A 24597-nucleotide genomic window follows, 5' to 3' on the forward strand; every position below is an offset into this window, starting at 1 on the left:
CTCATCGGCTCCCGGATAGGACGAGGGCCATCATTTCGGCGCGCGTCGCCCCGTCGCTCATGATGCCGCGCAGCGCGCTGGTCACTGTCGACGAGCCCGGCTTGGAGATGCCGCGCATCGACATGCACATGTGCTCGGCCTCGATGACGACGATGACGCCCTGAGGGTGCAGGATCTCGTCGATCGCGTCGGCCACCTGGGCGGTCAGACGCTCCTGGACCTGGGGGCGGCGCGCGTATCCCTCGACCACGCGCGCCAGCTTGGACAGGCCCGTCACGACGCCGCCGCGCGGGATGTAGCCCACGTGGGCGCGCCCGTAGAAGGGCAGCAGGTGGTGCTCGCACACCGAGAAGAAGGTGATGTCGCGGACCAGGACGAGCTCGTCGGTGCCCGCGTGGAACTGCGTGCGCAGGTGCTCACGCGGGTCCTCGGTCAGGCCCTTGCACATCTCTCGCCACGCGCGCGCCATACGGTCGGGCGTGCCGACCAGGCCCTCGCGCTCGGGGTCCTCCCCGATCGCGACGAGCAGGTCGCGCGACGCCTTCTCAACGCCTGCGGGATCGTAGGTCACTCCTGCTCCTCTTCCACGCCCGAGGCGTCGATGACGTCAGTCGGCGACACGTCGATACCCTGCACGGGAACGGACGTCCACTCGTCCTCGGCCTTGATGCCGACCGGGTGGCCCAAAACCACGCCGGGGACGGCCGCGTCGGACTGGTAGTTCCACACGGGACGCTCGGGGGCCTTGATGACGTCCTTGAAAATCTCGCGCAGCTGCGCCTCGTCGAGGGTCTCTTCCTCGAGCAGGCGCGATGCCAGCGTGTCGAGGACGCCGCGGTTTTCCGAGAGGATCCGCCACGCCTCGCGCATCGCGTTGTCGAGGAGGCGACGCACCTCCTCGTCGATGATCGCGGCGGTCTCATCGGAGAAGGAACGCGGGGCCTCGCCGGACCCGTGGCCGAAGGCCTCGGTGTCGGCGTCGCCGAGCTTGACCATGCCAATGCGGTCACTCATGCCGTAGTCAGTGACCATCGCGCGGGCCGTCTTCGTGGCCTGCTGGATGTCGTTCGCGGGGCCGGTCGACGGATCGCGGAACACGATCTCTTCGGCGACGCGCCCGCCCATGCCGTACACCAGATCGTCGAGGAGCTGGTTGCGGGTCTTGTTGAAGCGGTCCTCGGTGGGCATGACCATCGTGTAGCCCAGCGCGCGGCCGCGCGGCAGGATCGTCACCTTCGTGACCGGATCCGTGTAGTTCAGCGCGGCGGCGGCCAGGGCGTGGCCGGCCTCGTGGTAGGCAGTCACGGCCTTATCGTGGTCGTTCATGACGCGAGTACGCTTCTGCGGGCCCGCGATCACGCGGTCGATGGCCTCGTCGATAGCGCGCTCGTCGATGAACTGCATGTTCGAACGCGCGGTGAGCAGCGCAGCCTCGTTCAGGACGTTCGCCAGGTCCGCGCCCGTGAAGCCGGGGGTGCGCTTGGCGATCTGACGCAGGTCCACCTGCGCGGTGAGCGGCTTGCCCTGCGCGTGGACCTTGAGGATGGCCTCGCGGCCCTTCAGGTCGGGGGCCTCGACGGCGATCTGGCGGTCGAAACGCCCCGGGCGCAGCAGCGCCGGGTCGAGGATATCGGGGCGGTTGGTCGCCGCGATCAGGATGATGTTGGCGCGCTCGTCGAAGCCGTCCATCTCCACGAGGAGCTGGTTGAGCGTCTGCTCGCGCTCGTCGTTGCCACCGCCGATGCCGCTGCCGCGGTGGCGACCCACGGCGTCGATCTCGTCGACGAAGATGATGGCCGGCGCGTTCTTCTTCGCGCGCTCGAAAAGCTCGCGTACACGCGAGGCACCCACGCCGACGTACAGCTCCATGAACTCCGAACCGGAGATCGAGAAGAAGGGGGCATTCGCCTCGCCGGCGACGGCCTTGGCGAGGAGCGTCTTACCGGTTCCGGGAGGACCGTAGAGCAGGACACCGCGCGGGATGCGCGCACCCACCTTGTGGAACTTGTCCGGGGACGCCAGGAACTCGCGGATCTCCTCGAGCTCCTCCACGGCCTCGTCCTCACCGGCGACGTCCGCGAAGGTCACGTCCGGGCGCTCCTGGTTGAATTCCTTGGCGCGCGACTGGGTGAAGCCGCCCATCATGCGCGAGCCCGACATGGAACGCATGACGAAGTAGAACGCGCCCATGAGGATCAGCAGCGGAATCAGCAGCTGAATAATCGCGCCGAAAGCACCGGACTGCGGGCGCACCGCGTTCCACCCCTTGGCGGGCGCCTTGTCGGCCACCGTGTCCAAGATGTCCTTCGTCTGCACGTAGGAGTACGTGAAGTACACGCGCTTACCCAGATCGATGGTCCTGTCGTCGCCGCCGGTGGACTGGTGGACGTAGTTCTCCGTGAGCGTCAGATTCACCTGCTGGGTGCCCTCGTTGAGGACCACCTGCTCCACCGTGTCACCCGAGATGAGCGCCAGGCCCTCCGAGGTCGTCACCGCACGCGGTTGGTTCGTCTGCCAGAGGAACCAACCGCCCACGAGCAGCACGATGAGCGGAACCAGCACCCACCCCAGGCTGGGGCGTTTGTTCTTGATCTTCTCGTTCACGGGCATCCCTTACAGGTAGGCGTTCTCAGTTGGTGTAGACGTGCGGCTGCAGCGTGCCGACGAAGGGCATGTTGCGGTACTTCTCGGCGTAATCCAGGCCGTAACCGACGACGAACTCGTCGGGAATATCGAAGCCCACGTAGGCGACGTCCACGTCGACCTTCGCGGCCTCGGGCTTACGCAGGGCGGTCGCGATCTTGACGGAGGCGGCACCACGTCCGAGCAGGTTCGCCTGCAGCCACGACAGCGTCAGGCCCGAATCGATGATGTCCTCGACGATCAGCACGTGACGTCCGGCGACGTCCTGGTCGAGGTCCTTCAGGATGCGCACGACGCCCGAGGTCTTGGTACCCGAACCGTAGGAGGACACGGCCATCCAGTCCATCTCGAGGGGGGTGTGCAGCTTGCGCGACAGATCCGCCATCACCATGACGGCACCGCGCAGAACGCCGACGAGCAGCAGGTCTTCACCCGCGTAGTCGCGGTCGATCTGTTCGGCCATTTCGGCGAGCCGACGGTCCATATCCTCGGCGGTGACCAGGATTTCCTTCAGGTCGTTTCCCATGTCGGTGGCGTCCACCGTGTCCTCTTTTCGTATCGATGCTACGCGAGCGATTCCACTATAAGCGTGCCATACAAACGCTCGCCTGTACCAGGAAGGATGAGATTCTCACTGTCAGCGCAACATCCTGTGACCGCGCAGTGGGTGCCGGGCCGCTCTCGGGGGCGTCTCTCGCGGCGTATTCCCGCTGTTCAGTCGGGGTCTGGGGCCGTCGGGTCGCCTCTCCCGCGCGCGACGAAGACGATGCGCGCGCGGGCTCCGTGTCCAACGCGCGATGCGCTCCCCCCAGGCAGGTGGATGGGCCCCTGCCCCCGCCACGCGACCACGAGGTCGTCGATGGCGTCCACGTGAGCACTGGACAGCGCCCGGATTCCCGCCGCTTGTGCCCCCTCACGCAGAGCCCGCGTACGCACCGCCCGGGGAGCGCCGCGCAGGGGGGCGACCGCGAGCGCCACGGGCGAGTCCGCGCCACCGGGGTCCGTTTCGTCGGCGACGCGCAAGGCGGCGACTCGCGCGGCGTCAGCGAGTTCGCGCGCTCGGTCGATGAGGGCGTCGTCGTCCTCGGCGCACAGGGCGGCGGTGCGCGCCAGCGCGGGGACGGGATCGACACCCAGGGCCGAGGCCAGGGCCGGCATCGCCCCGTGCCGCAGGGCCGAGCGGCGCAGCGGACTCCCGTCGGCGGCCCGCCAGGGGCCGTCGATGTCGTTCGTGGGGTCGTGCACCGGGGTGAGGCCCGCCTGGGCGCACGCCTCCTGCGTATCTGTTCGCCGCAGCTTCAAGAGCGGGCGCAGCCACGTCACCCCGTCCGCCTCGCGCGAGATGGGGGCGATGGCCCGCAGCGAGGAGGGGCCCGAGCCGCGCGCCAGGCGCAGCAGCACCGTCTCGGCCTGGTCGTCCATCGTGTGGCCGAGGAGGATCGGGGCACCCTCGCGCACACCAACCGCACGCAGGACCGCGCGCCGCGCGTCGCGGGCCGCACCCTCGGGGCCTCCGGGGCCTCCCACCGTCACGGTCTCGACAACGGCGCGCGCCCCCAGGGATGCCGCCAAATCCGCGACGCGGCGAGCCTCCTCGGCGCTCCCCTCGCGCAGCCCGTGATCGACCGTCACCGTGACCACCGGGATCCCCGCTCGCGCCGCCACGTCAATCGTCGTCAACGCCAACGCCAACGAATCCGCGCCACCCGACAGACCGACGACGAGAGCGGGAGGGGCCCCGGCCTCGTCGATGAAGGAGGTCAGACAAGCGCGCACAGCGAGGGAGCAGGTGCGCAGGGAGCCGCGCGGGTTCGCCCCCACGAGGCGGGAGGCGTCAGCGCACACGCGCCAGCCACGCGGACGGATCCGCGTACTCGCTTGCGGTCGGCAGCGCCTCGACGCCCGACAGGAGGCGGGTGATCGCGCCCTCGCGCACGACCGTGCGCGCGAAGCCCTCGGTCTGCGCCTGGAGGGCCTCGACGCCAGCCAGCGGCATACCGGCCGCCGCGCACGCGCGCACCAGCGCCACCCCGCCGGCGTGCGCGCGGTGGGTGCGCAGCCACTGGATCGACGGCAGGTCGCGAGGCGTGAGGACCTCCATCTCGGCGGTGGGCAGCGCGTCCAGGAGCAGGACGATGCGCACGAGCTCGTCGCTGCGCTCGGGCAGCGCGCGCATCAGGTCAGCGATGTAGGGGACGAGGTAGGGGGCGTGGGTGAGGTGGACGCCGCGCAGGCCCGTGCACAGGGACACCCACCGGCACCAATCCGTCTGGTCGAGGGCGTAGCGCTGCGCGTCCGCGAGCACGTTGGGGGCCACGAGGATCCGACGCCCCGTGCGCACGTCCCAGATGCCCGTGGCGTCCTTGGCCAGGGCGCGCAGGATGACGGCTTCGGCCGCCAAGACGAGGGGTGTGCGCGTGTCCTCGAAGTTATCCAGGAGCGAGCCCACCGAGCGGATCAGCCCGCGCCGATCCACGACGATGGTCGAGGAGGCGGCGACCTGCGCGGAGGCCTCGGGCAGGGTGGAGAGCGCGGCGAGCCGACGGTCCGACCAGGCCACCGAACGACGCAGGCGCGCCACCACGGCGGAGGCACCCACGCGGGAGGCCGACGGACCCGCATACGACAGCGAGGCGAGAACTCCCGCGACGTCGCGCGGGCCAAACGGCATATCCATGGGCCTAGTCTAGCCCGGCCAGGCCCTCCTCGAAGGCGTCCAGGTGCCCGCGCGTGGCGTAGGCGCCCTCGGTGACGTGATCATGCCCGATCGACACGAGGAGGACGCGCCCACTCTGGGTCAAGACGGAGCCCGACAGGGAGGTGACCTCCTGGAGCGAACCCGTCTTGGCCTGCACGTTTCCCGCGGCCGGGGCCTCGGTCATGCGCTGGGAGAGCGTGCCCACGAGGCCCGCCCACGGCAGAAGGCGCATCGTGTCCGCGCCTGTTCCCTGCCCCGCGTACGAGGCCTTGAGGACGCCGACCAGCGTGTTGGCGCTGATCTTATCGTTGCTGGACAGGCCCGAGCAGTCCTCCAAGGTGAGTCCGTCCGTGGGGACACCGGCCTGCGTCAGGGCCTGACGCACCGTCTCGGTCGCGCCCTCGTAGGTCGAGGGGGAACCGGCGGCGCGCGCGGCGAAGCGGCAGTATTGATCCGCGAGAGTGTTATCGGAGTGCGCGAGCATCCAGCGCAGCTGCTCCCCCATCGTCGCCGAGCTCACCGACGCGATAGTGGCCGCGCCCGCCGGACCGTCCCCGGCCTCGCCGAGCGTCGCCGTGATGCCGGCGGCACCCAGCGCCTGCGAGAAAACCTCGGCGACGCGACCAGGTCCGTCCGCGTAGAAAGCGTTAGCGCCCTCGTAGGTGCGCCCCGCGTCGATCGCCATCGGCCCAACGTGCCCCTCGTAGGAGCCGACCTCCTGCGCGTCCCACGACGCCAGGTGCGAGGCCCCGTCGAAGAGTGAGCCGCGCCAGTTCAGGGTCACCGAGGTGATGCCGCGCTGCTTCAGAGCTGCCGCCGCATCGTTCGCGAGGGTCTGCAGGCCCGCGCGCCCCGACACCTCGACCTCGTCGGAGGTGCCGATGCCCAGGAGCAGGTCGCCCTCGGAGTCCAGGTAGAGAGTCTGATTGTCAGTGCCCAGGAGCGCGCTCGTCGTCAGCGTCGCCGTCGGGTCCAGGTTCGCCAGCGCGGTGAAAGCCGTGAGCGTCTTCGTCGTCGAGGCCGGCGTGTGAGCCGTCGACGCATCCGCGTCCAGCAGCACCTCGCCGGTCTGCGCGTCCACGACCGTGCCCCACGCCGTGTAGCCGCCCTCGGCTGCGGCCGCCGCGACCGGCGCCCACAGGGCCTCCACGTCCGCGGCGCTCACCGGATTCCCCGCACCCTTCGCGTCGCCCGAAACCGGTGCCGCTTCAAGGGTCGAGGCCGTGGGAGCGTCCGCCGGAGTAGCCGCTTGCGGGGAGCAGCCGGAACCCACCAGCGCCGCCGTCGCCACGAGCGCGGCGCTAGCGCTTACAATTGCCCCCATAGACGTGCGATGCATGGATGTCCCTTCGTGGTTATTTCGGTAACTACACTACCTGTCCATGTGCCCACACAACCAACTGGACCCCCGAGTTTCGGGGCTGACGCGGAAGGCACGGCCATGGAATTTGACGTGACCATCGAGATCCCCAAGGGGAACCGAAACAAGTACGAGATTGACCACGAGACGGGTCGCATCCGCCTCGATCGTATGCTCTTCACCTCGACCCGCTACCCGGACGACTACGGTTTCATCGACGACACCCTGGGCGAGGACGGCGACCCGCTGGACGCCCTCGTCCTCCTCGAAGAGCCCACGTTCCCCGGCTGCGTGATCCGCTGCCGCGCGCTCGGCATGTTCCGCATGCGCGACGAGAAGGGCGGCGACGACAAGGTCCTGTGCGTGCCCGCCTCCGACCAGCGCGCCTCGTGGCGTACCGAAATCGAGGACGTGTCGGAGTTCCACCGCCTGGAAATCCAGCACTTCTTCGAGGTCTACAAGGACCTCGAGCCCGGCAAGAGCGTCGAGGGCGCCCACTGGGTGGGCCGCGAAGAGGCCGAGGCCGAAATTCGCCGCTCCTACGAGCGCCTGAAGGACCACGAGGGCGAGCACTGAGCTGACGGCTTGTGAGGGGGCCATGCGGACGAGCGTCCGCGCGGCCCCCTCTTTGTCTGCGCACTGCTCATTGCGGCGCTTCCCCTGACTGCCCACGTTCCTCGTTCCCGCCGACGAGTCGCCTGAAGCGCCGCTGCGCGGGCGTCAGGTTCTTCGCAGTCACAAACCCCTTCAGGCTGTTATCCGATCGCTGGGGTGCAGCGTCCGACGTCGCTCCCATGAGGCTTACAGGAGCCCGAACTGCAAGTCTTTCTCGCAGAGAAGCGTCAAGCACCGAGACTGGCGAGGATACCCGTGCGGGGGTAAACCTCGGCGCTCGTGAGCGTGCCGGGCGTTCGACACAGCTCGTCGAGGGACACATAGGGCTCGTCGTGGGCGCGAAGTCTGCGCTCAAACTCGGCCGACGCGACGCGCACCGGAAGGTCAAGCCCATCGGGGCTCGTCAGCGTCATGGAGACGTACTCGATGTCGCCAGCATCGTCGTTAGTGTGGTTGACGGCCCGATACATCCCGTCGCAGCTCACCGACTCGTAGCGAACCGGCCCCGACCGACTGTCGGCCAGGGCTGGAGCGGCATACGAGTAGCCCCGCCACGCGACGCCGCCCACCACGAGAGCGGTGACAAGAAACGGAACAGTCAGGGCAGCAAACCAACCCACACTCCCCCACCCCACGTCCGGCGCGCGCAGGGAGAACACGAAGCGGAGGGGCCATGCGAGTAGGCGCAGGACGAGCGGAACCCATCCGAGAAGGAACATTATCGGGGCACCGATGAAACGGGCCCGCCCCCGAAGCGCCTCCTCACCCAGGTCATAGCGCCACAGCAGCATCCACACGCACAGGTAAAGCAAGGCGACGACGGTCATGAGCACTCCACAGGCCACGCGGCCACCGCAACCGCTCATCTCGCCCTCACCCTGGGAACTAGCCGCCGCCCCACTCGAAGAATTCGCCCGCGGCGCTTCACCCGCACAGGCATCCCCCGACGCAGCTTCGACCGATATCGAATCGTCGCTTGTCACTCGCCCATCGTATCTCCCAGCGCGCGATCCAGCGGCACCCGTGGTCCCGCCTCGCACCCGCGCGAGGAGAGCAGCGTCGACTGCGTGCCGACCGCCGCGTCCGCGAGGCATCTCGCACCCGCGCGAGGAGAGCGGCGTCAGTGACTCCTCCATGCCTCGACAATGGTGCCCGTGCGCTCGTAAAGGGAGATCCCGATCTGCGTGCCGGGGGTCTGGCAGGCCTCGACGATCGTGTTGTAGAGGGGCGTGCCTTTCGCGGCGTGGCGGTCGAGCTCGTATTGGCGCAGGTCGTATGCGCGCACGGATCCGTCGCCCTGGGTGAGCTCGATGTGCACGAAGGGGCCGTCGTCGCGTTCCTCGGGAGTCATGGCGGTGCACGTGACGCCCTCGCGGATGACGGGGCCATCGCGCCAGTCGAGGGCAGTCTGCCCGCCGAGATCCCAGGCGGTCATGCCAACCACTCCGAACACCACGAGCGAGGCCACAACACCCAGGAACGCGGTGCCGGGGTGGGCTTCCGGCGCATGCTTGCCGATGGGCGACGGCTTGATCCGGCGAATCAAGTCGATCGCGAAGCGACTGAACGCAGACCAGACGATGGGGAGGAACGCGAGGACAGCGATGGCCGCGACAATCACCCTCGCTTGACCCAAGTGGAACGCCCACTGCCCCCAGTGATCCCTGGTCAAGAACCCAATGAAGGACCACGCCGGAAACACCACGAAGGACAGGAGCGCCAGGGTGCGCCAGAACGCGGACAGCGGCTTGACGACGCGTGGGACCGTGGGAGTGGTGCTGCTCGTGGGGGTTGTGCTGCTCGGCGTGGTGTTGCTGCTGACGTCCGGGGCACTCATGCCGTTCATGCTAGCGAACAGGCCCCACAACCCGCGCGTAAACCCTCTCATACGAGTGTGGGCCCTCAAGCTCGCACGTTAACCCGCTAATCCGAGCGCGGGCAGGGCCGCCCACGAACGAAATAGCGGGTTCAGGTGCGAAATAGCGGGTTTACGTGCGCATCAAGGGGTCGACGCGCACCTACCCACTGTTGGGTGGCATCGGTAGCCCACCTGGTGGCCACCTCGACCCACCAATGCGCACGTAAACCCACCTAGTGGAGCGCTGGCACCCCCGCACAGGGCACACACACCGGTACAAAACTCCCCCGGCAACCCCCGCACAGGCGCACACACAAACGCCGGGGGCCGGGCAGACTCACTGTCTGCCCGGCCCCCGGACGATCAAGCAACGACGCGGCTCAGAGCCTCACGGCGTAGGGCATGATCGAGCCCCAGCTGTACACGCCGGTGATGGGCACAGGCATCCCCCGACGCGGCTCCTCCCGATGCTGACTCGTCGCTTGTCACTCGCCAATCGTATCTCCCAGCGCGCGATCCAGCGGCGCGCCAAGCCCAGCCTCGCACCGGCGTGAAGTGAGCGGCGTCAGTGATTCCTCCACGCCTCGATAATGGTTCCCGAGTGGGGGTACACGACGATCCCGATCTCCGCACCCTCTGAGCGGCACGCGTCAATGACCGTCGCGTAGGGCTGTTCGCCCGCCTCCACCCTGTCATCCATCCACCTCTTGCGTTCCCTGTACTCCCACGACGAGCCGTCCGAGCTGACCAACTCGAACACGTACTGTGCTTTGCCGGAGTGCGTGACGCTGTTGTCCACGTCGAAATCACGGCACGTGACGGCCTCGTGGCGCACGGTCCCCGAACGCCAATCCTGGACGTAGGGGGTCAGGAAATACAGCGAGGCGTACCCAAACGCCCACAGGATCGACGCGGACATCCCGAGCCCAAGGAGCGGAGCGAGGAGCGACGCAACGCCGCCGCGCCTGCCCGACGACGACGGAACGACGCACCTCCAGGCCACCCGCGCGAGCCACCGCAACGAGGCCCAGACAACCGGGAACCAGAACACGAGAACCAGGAGCGGCACCCCAAGGCCGGCAAGGCCCGCGTACAGCCTCCATATCGTCCACGGGTCGGCCCCCACCAAGACACACACCACGAGGTACGCCTGGATGACCCAGATACCGATGATCACCCACCTCGAGCGCCTCTGCGCGGGCGTCAGATTCTTCGAGGTGAAGAGCTTATGCATCAAATTACCGGGGGCCGTCTGCGCAGCCGTATCCGAAGTCGTTGCCATGCGGCCACAGTAGCCCAGTCCTCGCCCCTGTCTGCCAGGCAGTATCAATCAGCGGGAGCGGCCCGTCCCCGAACAACGTGACTCAACCAGACGGGCCGGGAGCGAGCACCGCCGCGACCCCCGCGCTCGCGCCGCGTCCCCTAGACGCGTCGCCAGGCTTCGGCGATGATGCCCGTGCGCTCGTAGACGGAGACGCCGAAGCCGGGGCCCTGCGCCTCGCACAGGGTCATGATGGCGTTGTAGGGGCTATCCTCGCGTTCCATCTCCTTTTCGAGGTCGGAGAGCCCGAACTCGAAGTGCTGCGAGTATCCGTCGGCACTCACCAGGTCGAAGATGACGTAGGTTTTGTTTGCGCGCTTCAGGAAGGTCTCGTCCCCTTCTTTGTGCGCGTTCTGGCAGCTCACGTTCTCGTGGCGGATCGGTCCGTCCCACCAGTCCTGGACAGCGAGGCCGTAGCTTCCCCATGCCCGGGAGGCGACGAACGCGAGGATGCCGGCAGCGAGGACAAAGGAGAAGGCGGCGGCGAAGGGGCGAGGCTTCTTCGCATGCTTGGCGAGGAGGGGGGCTTTCTGGGCCCTGATGAAGTCACGGAGCGTCCACCGAAGCGAAGCCCAGACCACGGGGACCCACAGGAGGATGAAGAAAGCGGGGATGACGGCGGCCGCCATCTGGGCGCGCATCGACCATTGCCCCCACGAGCCGCGCAGGCCGAATCGCCAGAACAGCCCGTACACGACGATGACGATAAGTCCGACGAAGACGCGGAACGCGCGCTTAGTCGAGGTGTCAAGCGGGACGGACACCTCTTCGCCGGCCGACGCCGCGCCGGGTTCGTGTCGGTCGCTCTGAAGGGCTGAGTTCTCCATGCCTTCATGCTAGCCACATGACCCCACAAGCGCGCTCGCGGATTCCTCGTCGGGGCACTCTTCTGCGCCGGGCGCGCCATCCGGAACTTGTGGCCTCATGACGGCAGCACCAGGTAAGACTCGCGGCCCATTGAGTGGCTATCGCGGCCCCTCAGGTGGCCACCTCGACCCCTTAACGCGCATCTCAAGGGGCTGAGGCGCACCACCGGACGGCACTCATCGCCGTGTGTGATCACCTCGATCAAGCCAGGGCAGACGTCCTCGCGTTCGCGTCCTTCCCCACCGGGGTGTGGACCCAGATCTGGTCCAACAACCCCAACGAGCGCCTCAACCGCGAAATCCGCCGACGCACCGACACCGTGGGAATCTTCCCCAACCGCCACGCAATCATCCGCCTGGTCGGAGCCGTCCTCGCCGAACAAAACGACGAATGGGCCGAAGGCCGACGCTACCTCAGCCTCGACATCCTCACCAAATCACGACTCACACCCCAACCCACCCAACAGGAGGAACCCCCACTCCAACTCAGCGCATAACCCAACCCGAAGGACACAAAACGATTACACCACTCCACAGGACTTGACCCACGCAGCGCACACTCCCCGGTACAAAACTCTCCCGGCAACCCCCACCTCAAGGCCAAACCGGTACAAAACTCTCCCAGCACAGCAAAAAACACACAATTCGGCCCATTTAACGCGAGCAGGGAGAAAATTATCCCGGCCAGGAAGCAAACAACCCGAGCAGGGAGAACTTTTTCCCGCAAACCACCGCCCACGAGCCACGCAGCGCACACTCCCCGATACGAAACTCTCCCGGTAACCCCGACCTCAAGGCCAAACCGGTACAAAACTCTCCCCACACACGGCGTGTAAGCCCAGCCATACACAAGCCCACAACACACAACCCACACAAGCCCGCACACAAACGCCGGGGGCCGGGCAGACTCACTGTCTGCCCGGCCCCCGGACGATCATGCAACGACGCGGCTCAGAGCCTCACGGCGTAGGGCATGATCGAGCCCCAGCTGTACACGCCGGTGATGCGCACGGGCACGCCGAAGGTGGGAGCCTCGATCATCTGACCGCCGCCCAGGTAGATGGCGACGTGGTAGATGCCGGACTGGGTGCCGTTGGAGGACCAGAAGATCAGGTCGCCGGCCTCCATAGAGCCGATCGGCACGTGCGTGCCGTAGCTGTACTGGGCGCGCGAGAGGTGCGGCAGGTCGACGCCCGCGCTACCCCAGGCGAGCATGGTCAGGCCGGAGCAGTCCACGCCGCCGTAGGATTCGCCGCCCCACACGTAGGGCACGCCGAGGTAGCTCTGCGCGGTTGCGATGGCGGTGGAGGCACCACCGCCACCCGAGTAGGAGGGTGCCGAGTACGAGGGCTCTTCGTAGGAGTAGGAGGGCGCGGAGTACGAGTAGCCGTCGTCATCATCCTCATCGTCGGAGGACGACGACGAGGAGGACGAGGCCTGGGCCGCGGCGGCCGCATCGGCTGCGGCCTGGCGTTCGGCGGCGGCCGCGGCGTCGGCCTGACGCTGGGCTTCCGCGGCGGCAGCGGCCTGCTCGGCCGCGATACGTGCGGCTTCCTGACGCTCGGCCTCGAGGGCGGCTTCGCGCTGGTTAATGAGGTCGACCGTCGTGTTCTGTTTGGTGGCGAGCTCCTGGACGTAGGCACTGCGCTGGGCGGCGACGATCGCGGCCTCGTTCTGGGCGGCGGCTGCGGCCTGGTTGGCGGCGTCCGTGCGGGCCTGGACCTCGTCCGTGGCGGCCTGCTGGCTGGCGAGCGCGGTGTTTGCGGCGTCGCGGGTCACCTTGGCGACCTGCTCGAGGGCGGCGACGTTCTGCATCTTCGCCTCGGCGGAGGAGGAGAAGGAGTTGATGCCGGCCTGCTTGGTTTCGACGCTGCGCAGGCCGTCGGAGTCCAGGTATGGGGCGAGCGCATCCAGCGTGCCACCGCCGCCTCGGTAGGCGGCCTGGGCGACGGAAGCGATCTGCTGCTTGCCTTCCTGGAAGGCGGCTTCGGCGGCGTCGGCCTCGGCCGAGGCCTGGCTGGCGGTCGCGGTCGCCTCGGCCAGCGCGATGTTCGCCTCGTTGAGGTTTTCGCCTGCGATCTGCGCGTTCTGCGTCGCGGTTGCGGCGCTGGCGCTGACCTCGGCGAGCTTGACCTCAATCTGGGCGACGCTCATCTTCGCAGCCTCTTCGGCAGCCTGGGCGGCTGCGATCTCTTCCTCAGAGGGGGCGGCTTGCGCCATCTGGGGCAGCACGAGGAGGGCGCAGGCGGCGATTGCCGTCAGGCCCGTACGAATGGTTCCGCGTCGTCTCATCGTTTGTCTCATCTCGTCTGTTTACGTGCGCCGGCGGGCGCGTACTGGAAAAAAGCCTAACCACTTTCGTCACGCTTGGCAACAAACACACCACAAAACTCAACTTTCACACAAACAACAATCGCAACATTAGTGACATCAGCATCATGATTACCGCACAAATACCAGCGCTTTCATGACACTTTCAACCATCGCCGTGAGCCTGCTCACATATCTGAGCGCCACACCGCCACCCGTTACAAAAGTCCATCATCCGGGACCACCGCGCCCCGGCCTCGTCGATGACAAACAATGGGAACCATGAACCGTCGAATGTGCCGCTGACTGCGCGTCAGCACCAGCGACTGCCGCGCAGTCCCCCGACAGCGGGACGCGCCTCGACGCATGTTCACTTACCGCAGCTGCGGCCCGCCGGAGGGGAACCAGAGACGACCCACCCCCGACCCTAGGAACCGCACCATGACAGCCAACGACTGGTCCTTCGAAACCAAGCAGATTCACGCCGGATACGACCTCGACCCCGCCACGGGCGCGACCGCCCTGCCCATCTACCAGACCTCCTCCTACGCTTTTGAAGACACCGCGCAGGCGGCGAGCCGCTTCGCGCTGCAGGAACTCGGCCCCATCTACACGCGCCTGACCAACCCGACGACTGACGGCGTCGCCGCCCGCATCGCGGCCCTCGAGGGCGGCGTCGGCGGCCTCCTCGTCTCCTCCGGCCAGTCCGCGACCGCCCTGTCGATCCTCGCCCTGGCCGTGGCCGGCAACAACGTGGTCGCCTCCCCCTCCCTGTACGGCGGCAGCGTCACCCTGCTGAAGAACACGCTGGGACGCCTGGGCATCGAGGCGCGCTTCGTCCCCGACCCGCTCGACCCCGAGGCCTGGCGCGCGCTCGCCGACGACAAGACGGTCGCCTTCTACGGCGAGACGATCCCCAACCCGCAGGGCGACATCCTCGACATTGAGCCGATCGCAACGGTCGCTCACGAGGTCGGCGTGCCCCTCATCGTCGACAACACGGTCGCGACCCCCTACCTAGTGCGCCCGATCGAGTGGGGTGCCGACATCGTCGTCCACTCGGCCACCAAGTACCTGGGCGGCCACGGCACGTCGATCGCGGGTGCGATCGTCGACTCGGGCAACTTCGATTTCGCCTCCCAGCCCGAGCGCTTCCCCCTGTACAACACGCCGGACGAGTCCTACCACGGCCTCGTCTACGCCCGCGACCTGGGCGTGGGTGGCGCGCTGGGCGCGAACCTGGCGTTCCTGCTGCGTATCCAGACGCTCATCAACCGCGACCTGGGCGCCGTCACCTCGCCTTTCAACGCGTTCCTCATCTCGCAGGGCATCGAGACGCTGTCGCTGCGCATCGAGCGCCACGTCTCCAACGCGCTGGCGGTCGCCCGCTTCCTCGAGGCCCACCCGGACGTCGAGTCCGTGAACTACGCGGGCCTGGAGTCCTCCCCCTACTACGAGCTGGGCAAGAAGTACGCGCCGCTGGGCACGGGCGGCCTGCTCTCCTTCGTCATCAAGGGCGGGTACGAGGCCGGCCGGGCCTTCGCGGACGGCGTGCAGCTCCTGCCGGTGGTCGCCAACATCGGCGACGCGAAGTCCCTCGTCATCCACCCGGCCTCGACGACGCACTCACAGCTGACCGAGGAGGAGCTGGCCAAGGCCGGCGTCGCGCCCGGCACGGTGCGCCTGTCGATCGGCCTGGAGAACATCAAGGACATCCTCGCCGACCTGCAGCTGGGCTTCGACGCGGCCCGCGCGGCCACGGCCTGATAGACCCGTCGGCGGCCTCGGAGACAAATACACACACTCCTGAGGCTCCGAGGCCGCCGCTGCCCCTCCCCATCTCGCGCATCCACCGCGACAGCAACACGTCACTGCGAAAGAAGGACCTCATGAGCCGCCACAACCTGCCTCCCGCACCCACATCCGGCGCGTGGCGCGAGGGCGACCCGGTCGCGTTCCGCAAGTTCGCAAACCTGGGCGCTCAGCGCCTGGAAAACGGTGAGATCCTGCCCTCCGTGACGCTCGCCTACGAGACGTGGGGCACCCTGGACGAGGCCTCGTCGAACGCGGTCCTCATCCTGCACGCGCTGACCGGCGACGCGCACGTGTGCGGCGAGGCCGCGCCCGGCCAGCCGACCCCCGGCTGGTGGGAGCAGATCGTGGGCCCGGGGCGCATCATCGACACGGACCGCTACTTCGTGGTGGCCGCGAACGCGCTGGGCGGCTGTCAGGGCTCCACGGGCCCGGCGTCCCTCGCCCCCGACGGCGCGCCGTGGGGCTCGCGTTTCCCCGTGATCTCCACGCGCGACCAGGTCTACGCCGAGTCCCGCCTGGCCGACCTGCTCGGCATTAGCGAGTGGAGCATCGTCGTGGGCGCGTCGCTGGGCGGCCAGCGCGCGATCGAGTGGGCGGTCAGCTACCCGGAGCGCGTGCGCCGCCTCGTGGTCGTGGCCTCGGGCGCGCAGACGACCGCCGACCAGGCGGCGTGGACGCACACGCAGATCCGCGCGATCCAGCTGGATCCGGCGTGGCGCGGCGGCGACTACTACGCGGGTCCCGGCCCCACCGCCGGGCTGGCGCTCGCCCGTCAGATCGCGCACACGACCTACCGCTCCCCCTCGGAGCTGGACGAGCGTTTCGGCCGTATCCCCCAGAATGACGAGGATCCGCTGCACGGCGGTCGCCTGGCGGTCGAGTCCTACCTGGACTACCACGGCGAGAAGATCGTGCGCCGCTTCGACGCGGGTTCCTACGTGACGCTGTGCCGCACGATGCTCTCCCACGACGTGGGCCGCGACCGCGGCGGCGTCACCGAGGCCCTTAAGGCGGTCACCGCGCGCACGCTGGTCGTCGCCGTCGATTCCGATCGCCTGTTCTTCCCCGAGCAGGTCTGGCAGATGGCGGCCGGCATCTCGGGCGCGTTCTACCGCGAGATCCACTCCGACCACGGGCACGACGGCTTCCTCATCGAGCACGACCAGCTCACCGCCCTCCTCGACGAGTTCCTCAACGAGCGCATCCCCTCGCGCGCGTCCTCCTTCGCCTGATCCACGCTCAATTCTCGCCGAGGCCGCCCGCGCTTCCTCCTCATCAACGAGGCGCCGGTGGCCTCGCGCGTTATGCTGACCCCATGAGCGTTACCAGCAATCCCACGCCCGGCGGCGAGCAGATGCCGGACACGAGCGGGCTTCCCGACCTGTCCGGGGTGGGGGCCGAGGCCTCGGCGCCCGAGGGGATCCCCGAGCGCGACGTCATGGCCCCGTGGGGCGAGGCCGGTCCCCCCGGACCCCAGTGGCGCACCGACATTCTGGGGGAGGGCTACCAGTCGCGCACGATCGAACTCCTCGACGACGCGGAGGGTCCCTGCGTGGCGACCCTCGTGCGCGCGTGCCCGCCGAAGAGCGCCCGCATGACGGTCCTGTACCTGCACGGGCGCAACGATTACTTTTTCCAGACGGAGATGGCGGATCGGCTGCGTGAGGCGGGCGCGGCGTTCTACGCGCTGGACATGCGCAAGTACGGCCGTTCCCTGCGTCCCCACCAGACGATCGGCTACACGGACGACCTGTCCGTCTACGACGAGGAGATCGGCGAGGCCATCGAAATCATCCGCTGCGAGCGCGAGGACGAGCCGATCGTTCTCATGGGACACTCGACGGGCGGCCTCGTCGCGACGCTGTGGGCGCACCGCCACCAGGGGGTCCTGGCCGGCCTGATTCTGAATTCGGCGTGGTTGGAGATGCAGTCGATGGCCGCCTGGCGCGGGGCGATGACCCCCGTCATCGGGCGCATCGCGTCGCGTAACCCCATGTGGGAGGTTCCCTCGGGAGGTGCGGGACACTACGGCCGTTCGCTCGCGGGGCGCGCCTCCTCGGGTCTGCCGATCCCGGAGGGCCTGAGCCCCGACGACCCGTCGGTCGCGGGCTGGCCGATCATCCACGAGTGGAAGCGCCCCGAGTCCTACCCGATCCCGGCCTCGTGGTTGGAGGCGATCATGGCCGGTCACGAGACGATCGAGAAGGACGTGCACCTGGACTGCCCGGTCCTGTCGATGGTGTCGACGTCCTCCTATTTCGACGAGGAGTGGTCCGAGCGCGCCTTCACCTCTGACACCGTGCTGGATCCGGTCGTCATCGCCCAGCGAAGCCTGGGCCTGTCTGACCTGGTGACGATCGCGCGTTTTTCCGGCAAGCACGACCTGGTCCTGTCGGACGCGCCCGTGCGCGAGGCCGTGTACGCGACGATGCGCGGGTGGTTGGACGCTTTCGTGCGGTGACTCCCCGGTAGCGAGGAGGCCCGGGATCGCGTGATCCCGGGCCTCTCGTCGTCTTCTCGCGTCGCGCCGTGTGGGCGCTTCGTCGTCGCGCGTTAGTGCTTGGCGGAGCGGTGGCCTCGCGGCGCCTGCGCGTATTCGCGCACGATCTCGCGGTTGACCTCGTCGAGCGCTTCGGCCAGGGTCGGGCCCAACCGGTCGCCGATGCGCACCTGACCCCAGACGTCGATGTGGCCCAGGCCGCGCGCGGTCAGGAGCGTGTCGAGCGAGGGGTAAGTCAGGCCGGCGCCGGACACCGCGCCACTGGCCGCGAGCACGAGGTCACCGGGCAGACCGAGCTCACCGCGGGCAATCAGGGGCGTGTCCTCGCCGAGGATCTGGGCGAGGGTGCGCAGGCCGGACTCGTCGCGGCCGAGGACGGGCAGGCCCTCCGCGCGGGCTTGAACGACCTCGGGAGATTCGTCGGCGCGGTCGACGAACGAGGCCGTGGCCGCGTCCGTGGCTCCGCCGTCGTTGAGTTCGCTCGACTCTTCGCGGGCGCGGCGCGTGGCGCGGCGGCTCATGTGGGCGGGAGGCTCCCAGCGGGGCGCGTCGTCCTCGGTGCTGACCTGCTCGTCGGCGTGTTCGGGCACGTCGTCGCCTTCCTCGTCCGGTTCCGTCTCTGTTTCCGCGTGATCGGCAGGTTGATCGCCGACATGCTCGGCGGCCTGATCGTCAGCGTGTTCGCCCGCTTGTTCGTCGGCGCGTTCGTCGGCTTGTTCGCCCGCCGCCATATCCTCGTCGGACTCAGCGTTCTCCTCCGCGCGGGGTTCCTCGTGGTCGGGGAGCTCGCCCGTCTCCTCGGTCTCGCCGTGCTGCGTTGCGGCGGCATCATTGGACTCGTGCTCGTCTGACTCGGGAACGTGCTCGGCGTGCGAGTCGGCGTCACGTTCGTCGGCATCCTGAGCGTCGGCCTCCGCGTCCTCAGCGCGGTCGGCTTCGACAGATTCGTGCGCGTACTCGTCGCCATCCTCGGCAACCGCATCGCCGTCGACGTGCTCGTCGGTCTCGATGCGCTCGTCGCCAGCGTCCTGCTCGGTGGCCTCATGCTCGTCCTGAGCGTCGGCCTCGGCCTCGTCCTGTTCGTCCTCCTCGGAGGCGGGACGCCAGGGCGCCGGGGGCTCCTCGTCGATCGGGTAGGTGAACACCTCGCGCAGGTGGGGCGCGACCTTCGGCGTGGGGCGCGTCGTCGGCGTCTCAGAATCGGACTCGACGGAGGCGTCGGCGTCGACCTCTTCGATGCTCTCCTGCGCGGGTGCCACGATCTCGGGCGCGGCAACGGATGCGGAGGCCAGGAGCTGCGGGGCGTGGCCATACAGGCGCGGACCCACCGCGTTCACGTCGAGGAACAGGCGGCCATTCGACATCTGGCGCAGGTTCATGAGGTGCACCTCGACGCCCGAAGTCGCCAGGATGGACAGGGCGGGGCGCACCGAAGGATCGATCTCACCGGCGACGATGATGAGTCGCGGGCCGGGCCCCACGGCCCGGGGCATCGAGTCGCGGAACTGCGCCCAACCGGCCCGGAAGCCCTCGGGGCCCGAGGGGTACTCGCTGGCCAAGTCGGACCACGAGATCGAGGCGACCTCAGCCAGTCGCGACAGGGAGGTAATAAGGGTCTCGGAGTCGAGTTCCTTCAGAATTTCGACGGACACGATCTGCCCCGAGACATCGAGAGCTGTCAGGCGCGGCGTCTCCTCGTCGCCCTGGCCCGTCATATCACGCCAGGTCACGGGGAACAGCGGGCGCGACACGATCTGCAGGACCTGCTGGCAGATAGCGTCAACCAGTTCGGGACCCAGATCCTGCGCAACCGGATATCCGAATTGAGCGGGGACGAGGTGTCCATCCTCGAACTCAAACAGGGCCATCGCTCTTTCCTTCACGTGTATGGGGCGCTCGGGGCCATTGTTTCATACGTTCCAAAAGAAACAAGGATGACACAGGCACAATGGGATGGATACCACGTAAGCATCCACGCGCGGGTCGCCCGCCGACAAGGGGCCTCGGGTACGGCTCACCACGCGCCCACAGTCCTTCACATCGGTAGAATAGTGAGCAAGGACAGCTTCTTTTGACCCCGGGACAGGACACCGACGCTCAGCCCCAGCATCGGCAAGACAGGCCTCGAAACTTTTTCCGGCGACCGCGCGAATTCTGCGCGAATGATGGCACGCACATCCCACCACTGCGTCACCTCGCCCAGGCTCGGACACCCACGGACAACGTCTCGCCATTTTAACAGGCCCACAACACGGGCGAATACGCGGAGCGCGCCACCACGCACATACAGCACCCAACGCATCCCACTGACACATGCCGAGCAACTATGAGCCATACCCCGCCAGCGTGGGACCAATGTCGTGTACGATGGCACATGTCGCTCGCAATCCGGATGGCACAGCATCTTCCATCCGGTTAGACTACTGCGCGGCAGAATACTTGAGACAGAACAGGGTGGCATTCAATGGGCAGAGATAAGCTGCGCATCGTTGAATACTCGGTGCCGGAGCCGCAGGTTCCCGCGTCCGAGGAAACGCGCCGCGAACTGTCCCCCTACTGCCTGAACACTGAAGCATCACCCCGCTTGTACCCAAAGTCTGAGCAGGTGGTCAACCCACACCTGCCTCCCATTGAGCGCATGCCCGTCCCCGTGACACCCTTCCCCAAACTGTTCCGCGACGACCCGGAACCCGCGTGATCTTCAGGGCCGCAGGCATCCACTGCCTCGGCCCTCTCCCATTACCCGAAGCATCACGGCCCCCACGCCCGCCCCAACCGGCCACGGCCTCGCGCGACCATCCGCACACCGGATATCCGCCGCCCAACGCGCGCCCGCGTGACACACTGTCACCATGAGCGAGAGCTTCCTGACGGACCTGCGCGCACTCATCGACGTCGATTCCTCGACCGGTACGCGTGCGCGATACTCCTCCGACGCCGGCCTCACGCGCATCCCGCCCCTGGCCGTCGCATTCCCGCGCACGCCCGAGCAGGCGATCGCAGCCTTCGACCTCGCCCGCGCCCACGGCGTCCCCCTCACCGCCCGAGGCGGCGGCACCTCGTGCGCGTCCAACGCGATCGGCCCCGGCCTCGTCCTCGATTTCTCGCGGCACATGAACCGCGTCATCTCCATCGACCCCGAGGCCCGCACCGCCACGGTCGAACCCGGCTGCGTCGGCTCCACCCTCCAGGCCGCGGCGGCGAAGTACGGCCTGCGTTTTGGCCCCGACCCCTCCTCCCAGAACCGCGCGACGATCGCCGGCATGGTCGCCAACAACGCGTGCGGGCCGCACGCGACCGCCTGGGGGCGCACCTCCGACAACATCGTCTCCCTCGACTGCGTGGACGGGCGCGGGCGCCGCTTCACGGCCACGACCGGCCGCGACTCGGCGCTGCGCGACGTGCCGGGGCTCGCCTCCCTCGTCGACTCGAACCTGGCCCCCATCCGCACGCAGCTCGGCCGCTTCAAGCGCCAGGTCTCCGGCTACTCCCTCGAGCACCTCACCCCCGAGGGCGGGCGCAACCTCGCCGCCATGCTCGCGGGCACCGAAGGCACCCTCGTCCTCATCCTGTCCATCACCGTGCGCCTCGTGCCGCTGCCCGACGCGCCCGTGCTCGCTGCCCTCGGCTATCGCTCCATGATTGAAGCCGCCGACGACGTGCCCGCGCTCCTCGCCCACTCCCCCCTCGCCGTGGAGGGCATGGACCGCCGCCTCGTCGACGTCGTGCGCGCCCACAAGGGGCCCGGCGCCGTGCCCGCCCTGCCCGAGGGCGAAGGCTGGCTCCTCGTCGAAGTCGGCGCCCCCGGCGAAGACGTCACCGCCTCCTTGGAGCGCGCACGCGCCCTGTGCGCCGACTCCGCCGCCATCGACACGGTCGTGTACCCGCCGGGGGAGCAGGCCTCGGCCCTGTGGAGGATCCGCGCCGACGGTGCGGGCCTGGGCGGGCGCACCCCGCCGGATGGCGCGGGCGGCGGCGATCAGCAGGCCTGGCCCGGCTTCGAGGATGCGGCCGTTCCGCCCGAGAACCTCGGGGCGTACCTGCGCGACTTCACCGCCCTCATGGAGGAGTTCGACATCGACGGCCTCCTGTACGGGCACTTCGGCGACGGCTGCGTGCACGTGCGCCTCGCCATGCCGCTCGAGACCCCCGAGGGCGTGGCACACTCGCGCGCCTTCCTCCAGTCCGCGGCCCGCATCTGCGCCGCCCACGGCGGCTCCGTCTCCGGCGAACACGGCGACGGGCGCGCTCGCGGCGAACTCCTGCGCTTCATGTACACCCCCGAGATGCTCGACCTGTTCGCGCGCGTCAAGCACGTCTTCGACCCGGACAACCTCCTCAACCCCGGGGTGCTCGCCTCCCCCATGGACGAGGCCGAGGCCGCCTCTCGCGCCCGGGCGCGCAATGCCGGGGCTGGCGGTGTTGCCGGCGGCGCGCTCGAGCTGCAGCCCGGCGTCGACCCCCTCGACTTTGGCCTTCGCCGCGTCGCCGCCCGCCCCATGCCCGCGGACGGCGGCTTCGCCTTCACCCACGACGGCGGCGACTTCACGGCGGCCGTCCACCGCTGCACGGGCGTCGGCAAATGCCGCGCGGGAGTGTCCGGCACCTTCATGTGCCCCTCCTACCTGGCCACGCGCGACGAAAAGGACGTGACCCGCGGCCGGGCCCGCATCCTCCAGGAGGCGGCGAACTCGCAGCTCGTCAAGGCCATCGACTCCCCCGAGGTCCTCGAAGCCCTCGACCTGTGCCTGGCCTGCAAGGCCTGCTCGGCCGACTGCCCCGCCGGCGTCGACATGGCCCGCTACCGCTCCGAAGCGCTCTTCCGCACCTACCGTGGCCGCATGCGCCCCCTCAGCCACTACACGCTCGGCTGGCTGCCGCGCCTCACCCGCGTCACCGCGCGCGTACCCGGCCTCGCGGCCGTCGCGAACGCCATCATGTCGATCGCTCCCCTGCGGTCGCTGGCCTTCCGCCTCATCGGTCTCGATCCTCGACGAGGCATGCCCGCCCTCCAGTCCGGGACCTTCACCGCGTGGGCTCGCCGCCGCTCGCTGCTGGCGGATTCTGTCCCGGCTGGCGACGCAGCATCTTCTTTCACCGCGACTCCCGGCACTGCGACTCGCGCTGCCGCGAGTTCCGCAGCCGCGACCGATGCCCGCGAACGCGGCGGTATCCCCGCCGCGTCAATCCCGGCCTCGCCTGGCACCACCCGCGAGCGCGGCGGTGCCCCGGCCTCGTCAACCCCGGCCTCGTCGATGACAGCCTCCCCGATCCTTTCCGGGCCGCGCGATCCCAGCGGGCGGCCGTACGCGCTCGTGTGGGCAGACTCGTTTAGCCAGACCCTGGACGATGCGGGGGCGCGCGCGGTCGTCGACGTGCTGGAGGCGAACGGGTTTGCGCCGATCGTCGCGCCGGATGCGTGCTGCGGCCTCACGTGGATTACGACGGGTCAGCTGACGGGTGCGAAGAAGCACCTGTCGTCGCTGCTCGGCGTGCTCGCGCCTTTTGCGGCGTCGGGGATCCCGATCGTCGGGGTCGAGCCCTCGTGCACAGCGGTACTGCGCGACGACCTGCTGGACCTGCTGCCCGAGGATCCGCGCTCGGCGCTCGTGTCTGGTGCGACGCGCACCCTGGCCGAGGTGCTGTCGGCCGTGCCCGCATCCGCGCGCAAGCTACCGAGCCTGGAGGGCGTCGAGATCGTCGCGCAGCCGCACTGCCACCACTACTCCGTCATGGGGTGGGACGCGGACCAGGCGTTGCTCGAGTCGCTGGGCGCGCGCGTGACGCGGCTCGAGGGCTGTTGCGGCCTGGCCGGTAATTTCGGCATGGAGGCGGGCCACTACGACCTGTCGGTCGCGGTCGCGTCGCATTCGCTGCTGCCATCCCTGTCGGCGAAGCCGGACGCGGTGTATCTGGCGGACGGATTCTCGTGCCGAACCCAGGCCGCGCAGCTCGCGGGCCGCGGGGGCGTGCACCTGGCGACGCTACTGGCGGGGCGCGCTGGCTGAATGCCGGTGCTGCGGTGCTCCACGGGTGCTCCGGGCGGAGCTTGCGGGTCGTGCTCGGCAATTTCGCACGTAATTCCCCTTGCGGGTATTTCAAACTGAGAACATCGGTCGTTGGAATTGCAACGTTTTCAGACGCACTTAAAAAATGACCGCCTTAAATTACGTGCGAGATTTGTCTGAGACAGTTGTCGCCGCCGCCCTCCGGTACCACGGCAGGGCCCCGCATGGTTTCTGGTATTGCTGTGTGGTGCCACTGGCGTTCCGGGCACCACCGGGCCCGGCCGCTGCGTGTGCCCGTCGACGGCGGCCCGCCCGCGAGCCGTCCGCGCCGTGAGCTTCGCTCGGCGCGTCGGCTCGTTGTCCGGCCAGGCCCTGCCACCACCCACAGGCACCGCTGCAGGGCCCTCCGACACCCTCCACACCGGTGCCACCTGGTCTGCTGATAGGTGTGGCACGTTGTTTCGAAGCCCGAGTAGGCACCGCCTCCACCCACAGGCACGGCAGCCGGACCCCGCTTCCACGATGTCGCTTGTTCCTAAGTGGTGTTACACCATTTAGCTGGGTATTACACCAGTTCCCAGGCGGTGTAATGCTCCCTAAGTG

At 68.5% G+C, this 24597-nt stretch carries 18 protein-coding genes and 1 pseudogene; 7 read left to right on the forward strand and 12 right to left on the reverse strand.

Features of this window, described 5'->3' with window-relative positions:
- Position 1 precedes the first annotated feature (1 nt).
- The 6 genes from folE to dacB form a co-directional block, all read right to left on the reverse strand.
- Positions 2-571, reverse strand: coding sequence for a GTP cyclohydrolase I (folE, locus tag O3684_RS04640; RefSeq protein ID WP_500065341.1), 570 nt, complete (start codon positions 569-571; stop codon positions 2-4).
- Positions 568-2604, reverse strand: a complete 2037-nt coding sequence (ftsH, locus tag O3684_RS04645; protein ID WP_500065342.1) for an ATP-dependent zinc metalloprotease FtsH — start codon at positions 2602-2604, stop codon at positions 568-570. The genes folE and ftsH overlap by 4 nt, the downstream gene beginning before the upstream one ends.
- 25 nt (positions 2605-2629) lie before the next feature.
- Positions 2630-3184 carry a hypoxanthine phosphoribosyltransferase gene (gene hpt, locus O3684_RS04650; RefSeq protein WP_034474950.1) on the reverse strand — a complete coding sequence of 185 codons (555 nt, stop codon included), beginning with the start codon at positions 3182-3184 and terminating at the stop codon, positions 2630-2632.
- 173 nt (positions 3185-3357) lie between these two features.
- Positions 3358-4488 carry a tRNA lysidine(34) synthetase TilS gene (tilS, locus tag O3684_RS04655; RefSeq protein ID WP_500065344.1) on the reverse strand — a complete coding sequence of 377 codons (1131 nt, stop codon included), beginning with the start codon at positions 4486-4488 and terminating at the stop codon, positions 3358-3360.
- The gene (locus O3684_RS04660; protein WP_500065345.1) at positions 4478-5320 is read right to left on the reverse strand and encodes a zinc-dependent metalloprotease; all 843 of its coding nucleotides are present in this window, start codon (positions 5318-5320) and stop codon (positions 4478-4480) included. Before O3684_RS04660 ends, tilS begins: the two co-directional genes overlap by 11 nt.
- Before the next feature lie 4 nt (positions 5321-5324).
- Entirely contained in the window at positions 5325-6680 is a 1356-nt protein-coding gene (gene dacB / locus O3684_RS04665; protein ID WP_500065347.1) for a D-alanyl-D-alanine carboxypeptidase/D-alanyl-D-alanine endopeptidase, read from the reverse strand.
- A gap of 102 nt (positions 6681-6782) precedes the next feature.
- Between dacB and O3684_RS04670 the strand changes: the two genes are divergently transcribed.
- Positions 6783-7277 (forward strand): inorganic diphosphatase, encoded by a 495-nt coding sequence (locus O3684_RS04670; protein ID WP_500065348.1) that lies wholly within the window; start codon positions 6783-6785, stop codon positions 7275-7277.
- A 266-nt stretch (positions 7278-7543) separates the two neighbouring features.
- Here O3684_RS04670 and O3684_RS04675 read toward each other — a convergent pair whose 3' ends face one another.
- The 4 genes from O3684_RS04675 to O3684_RS04690 all read right to left on the reverse strand — a co-directional run bounded on the left by O3684_RS04675 (position 7544) and on the right by O3684_RS04690 (position 11322).
- Positions 7544-8143 carry a hypothetical protein gene (locus O3684_RS04675; protein WP_500065349.1) on the reverse strand — a complete coding sequence of 200 codons (600 nt, stop codon included), beginning with the start codon at positions 8141-8143 and terminating at the stop codon, positions 7544-7546.
- A gap of 293 nt (positions 8144-8436) precedes the next feature.
- The gene (locus O3684_RS04680) at positions 8437-9153 is read right to left on the reverse strand and encodes a hypothetical protein (RefSeq protein ID WP_500065350.1); all 717 of its coding nucleotides are present in this window, start codon (positions 9151-9153) and stop codon (positions 8437-8439) included.
- A gap of 586 nt (positions 9154-9739) precedes the next feature.
- Complete coding sequence (locus tag O3684_RS04685) at positions 9740-10456, reverse strand: hypothetical protein (RefSeq protein ID WP_500065351.1); 717 nt, start codon at positions 10454-10456, stop codon at positions 9740-9742.
- Between the two features lie 140 nt (positions 10457-10596).
- Positions 10597-11322 (reverse strand): hypothetical protein, encoded by a 726-nt coding sequence (locus O3684_RS04690; protein ID WP_500065352.1) that lies wholly within the window; start codon positions 11320-11322, stop codon positions 10597-10599.
- Between the two features lie 215 nt (positions 11323-11537).
- On the opposite strand from O3684_RS04690, the pseudogene O3684_RS04695 reads away from it, so the two are divergent.
- Positions 11538-11858, forward strand: a pseudogene (locus O3684_RS04695) (transposase); the annotation flags it as partial.
- 454 nt (positions 11859-12312) lie between these two features.
- On the opposite strand, the gene O3684_RS04700 reads toward O3684_RS04695, so the two are convergent.
- Entirely contained in the window at positions 12313-13653 is a 1341-nt protein-coding gene (locus O3684_RS04700) for a C40 family peptidase (RefSeq protein WP_500065354.1), read from the reverse strand.
- 459 nt (positions 13654-14112) lie between these two features.
- On the opposite strand from O3684_RS04700, the gene O3684_RS04705 reads away from it, so the two are divergent.
- The 3 genes from O3684_RS04705 to O3684_RS04715 all read left to right on the forward strand — a co-directional run bounded on the left by O3684_RS04705 (position 14113) and on the right by O3684_RS04715 (position 17947).
- Entirely contained in the window at positions 14113-15438 is a 1326-nt protein-coding gene (locus tag O3684_RS04705; RefSeq protein WP_500065355.1) for an O-acetylhomoserine aminocarboxypropyltransferase/cysteine synthase family protein, read from the forward strand.
- A 122-nt stretch (positions 15439-15560) separates the two neighbouring features.
- Positions 15561-16718 carry a homoserine O-acetyltransferase MetX gene (gene metX, locus O3684_RS04710; protein WP_500065356.1) on the forward strand — a complete coding sequence of 386 codons (1158 nt, stop codon included), beginning with the start codon at positions 15561-15563 and terminating at the stop codon, positions 16716-16718.
- Positions 16719-16801: 83 nt separating this feature from the next.
- Complete coding sequence (locus tag O3684_RS04715) at positions 16802-17947, forward strand: alpha/beta hydrolase (RefSeq protein WP_500065358.1); 1146 nt, start codon at positions 16802-16804, stop codon at positions 17945-17947.
- A gap of 92 nt (positions 17948-18039) precedes the next feature.
- On the opposite strand, the gene O3684_RS04720 is transcribed toward O3684_RS04715, so the two are convergent.
- A complete protein-coding gene (locus O3684_RS04720) occupies positions 18040-19854 on the reverse strand; it encodes a hypothetical protein (protein WP_500065359.1) in 1815 nt (604 codons plus the stop codon).
- Between the two features lie 596 nt (positions 19855-20450).
- Between O3684_RS04720 and O3684_RS04725 the strand changes: the two genes are divergently transcribed.
- Together O3684_RS04725 and O3684_RS04730 are read left to right on the forward strand one after the other, a co-directional pair.
- The gene (locus O3684_RS04725) at positions 20451-20684 is read left to right on the forward strand and encodes an ABC transporter (protein WP_500065361.1); all 234 of its coding nucleotides are present in this window, start codon (positions 20451-20453) and stop codon (positions 20682-20684) included.
- Positions 20685-20838: 154 nt separating this feature from the next.
- Positions 20839-23994, forward strand: coding sequence for an FAD-binding and (Fe-S)-binding domain-containing protein (locus O3684_RS04730; RefSeq protein WP_500065362.1), 3156 nt, complete (start codon positions 20839-20841; stop codon positions 23992-23994).
- The last annotated feature ends 603 nt before the right edge of the window (positions 23995-24597 follow it).

Origin of the sequence: Pauljensenia sp. 20925_1_27 (assembly GCF_041432835.1) — a bacterium.
In the GTDB taxonomy this organism is placed as follows: Bacteria; Actinomycetota; Actinomycetes; order Actinomycetales; family Actinomycetaceae; genus Pauljensenia.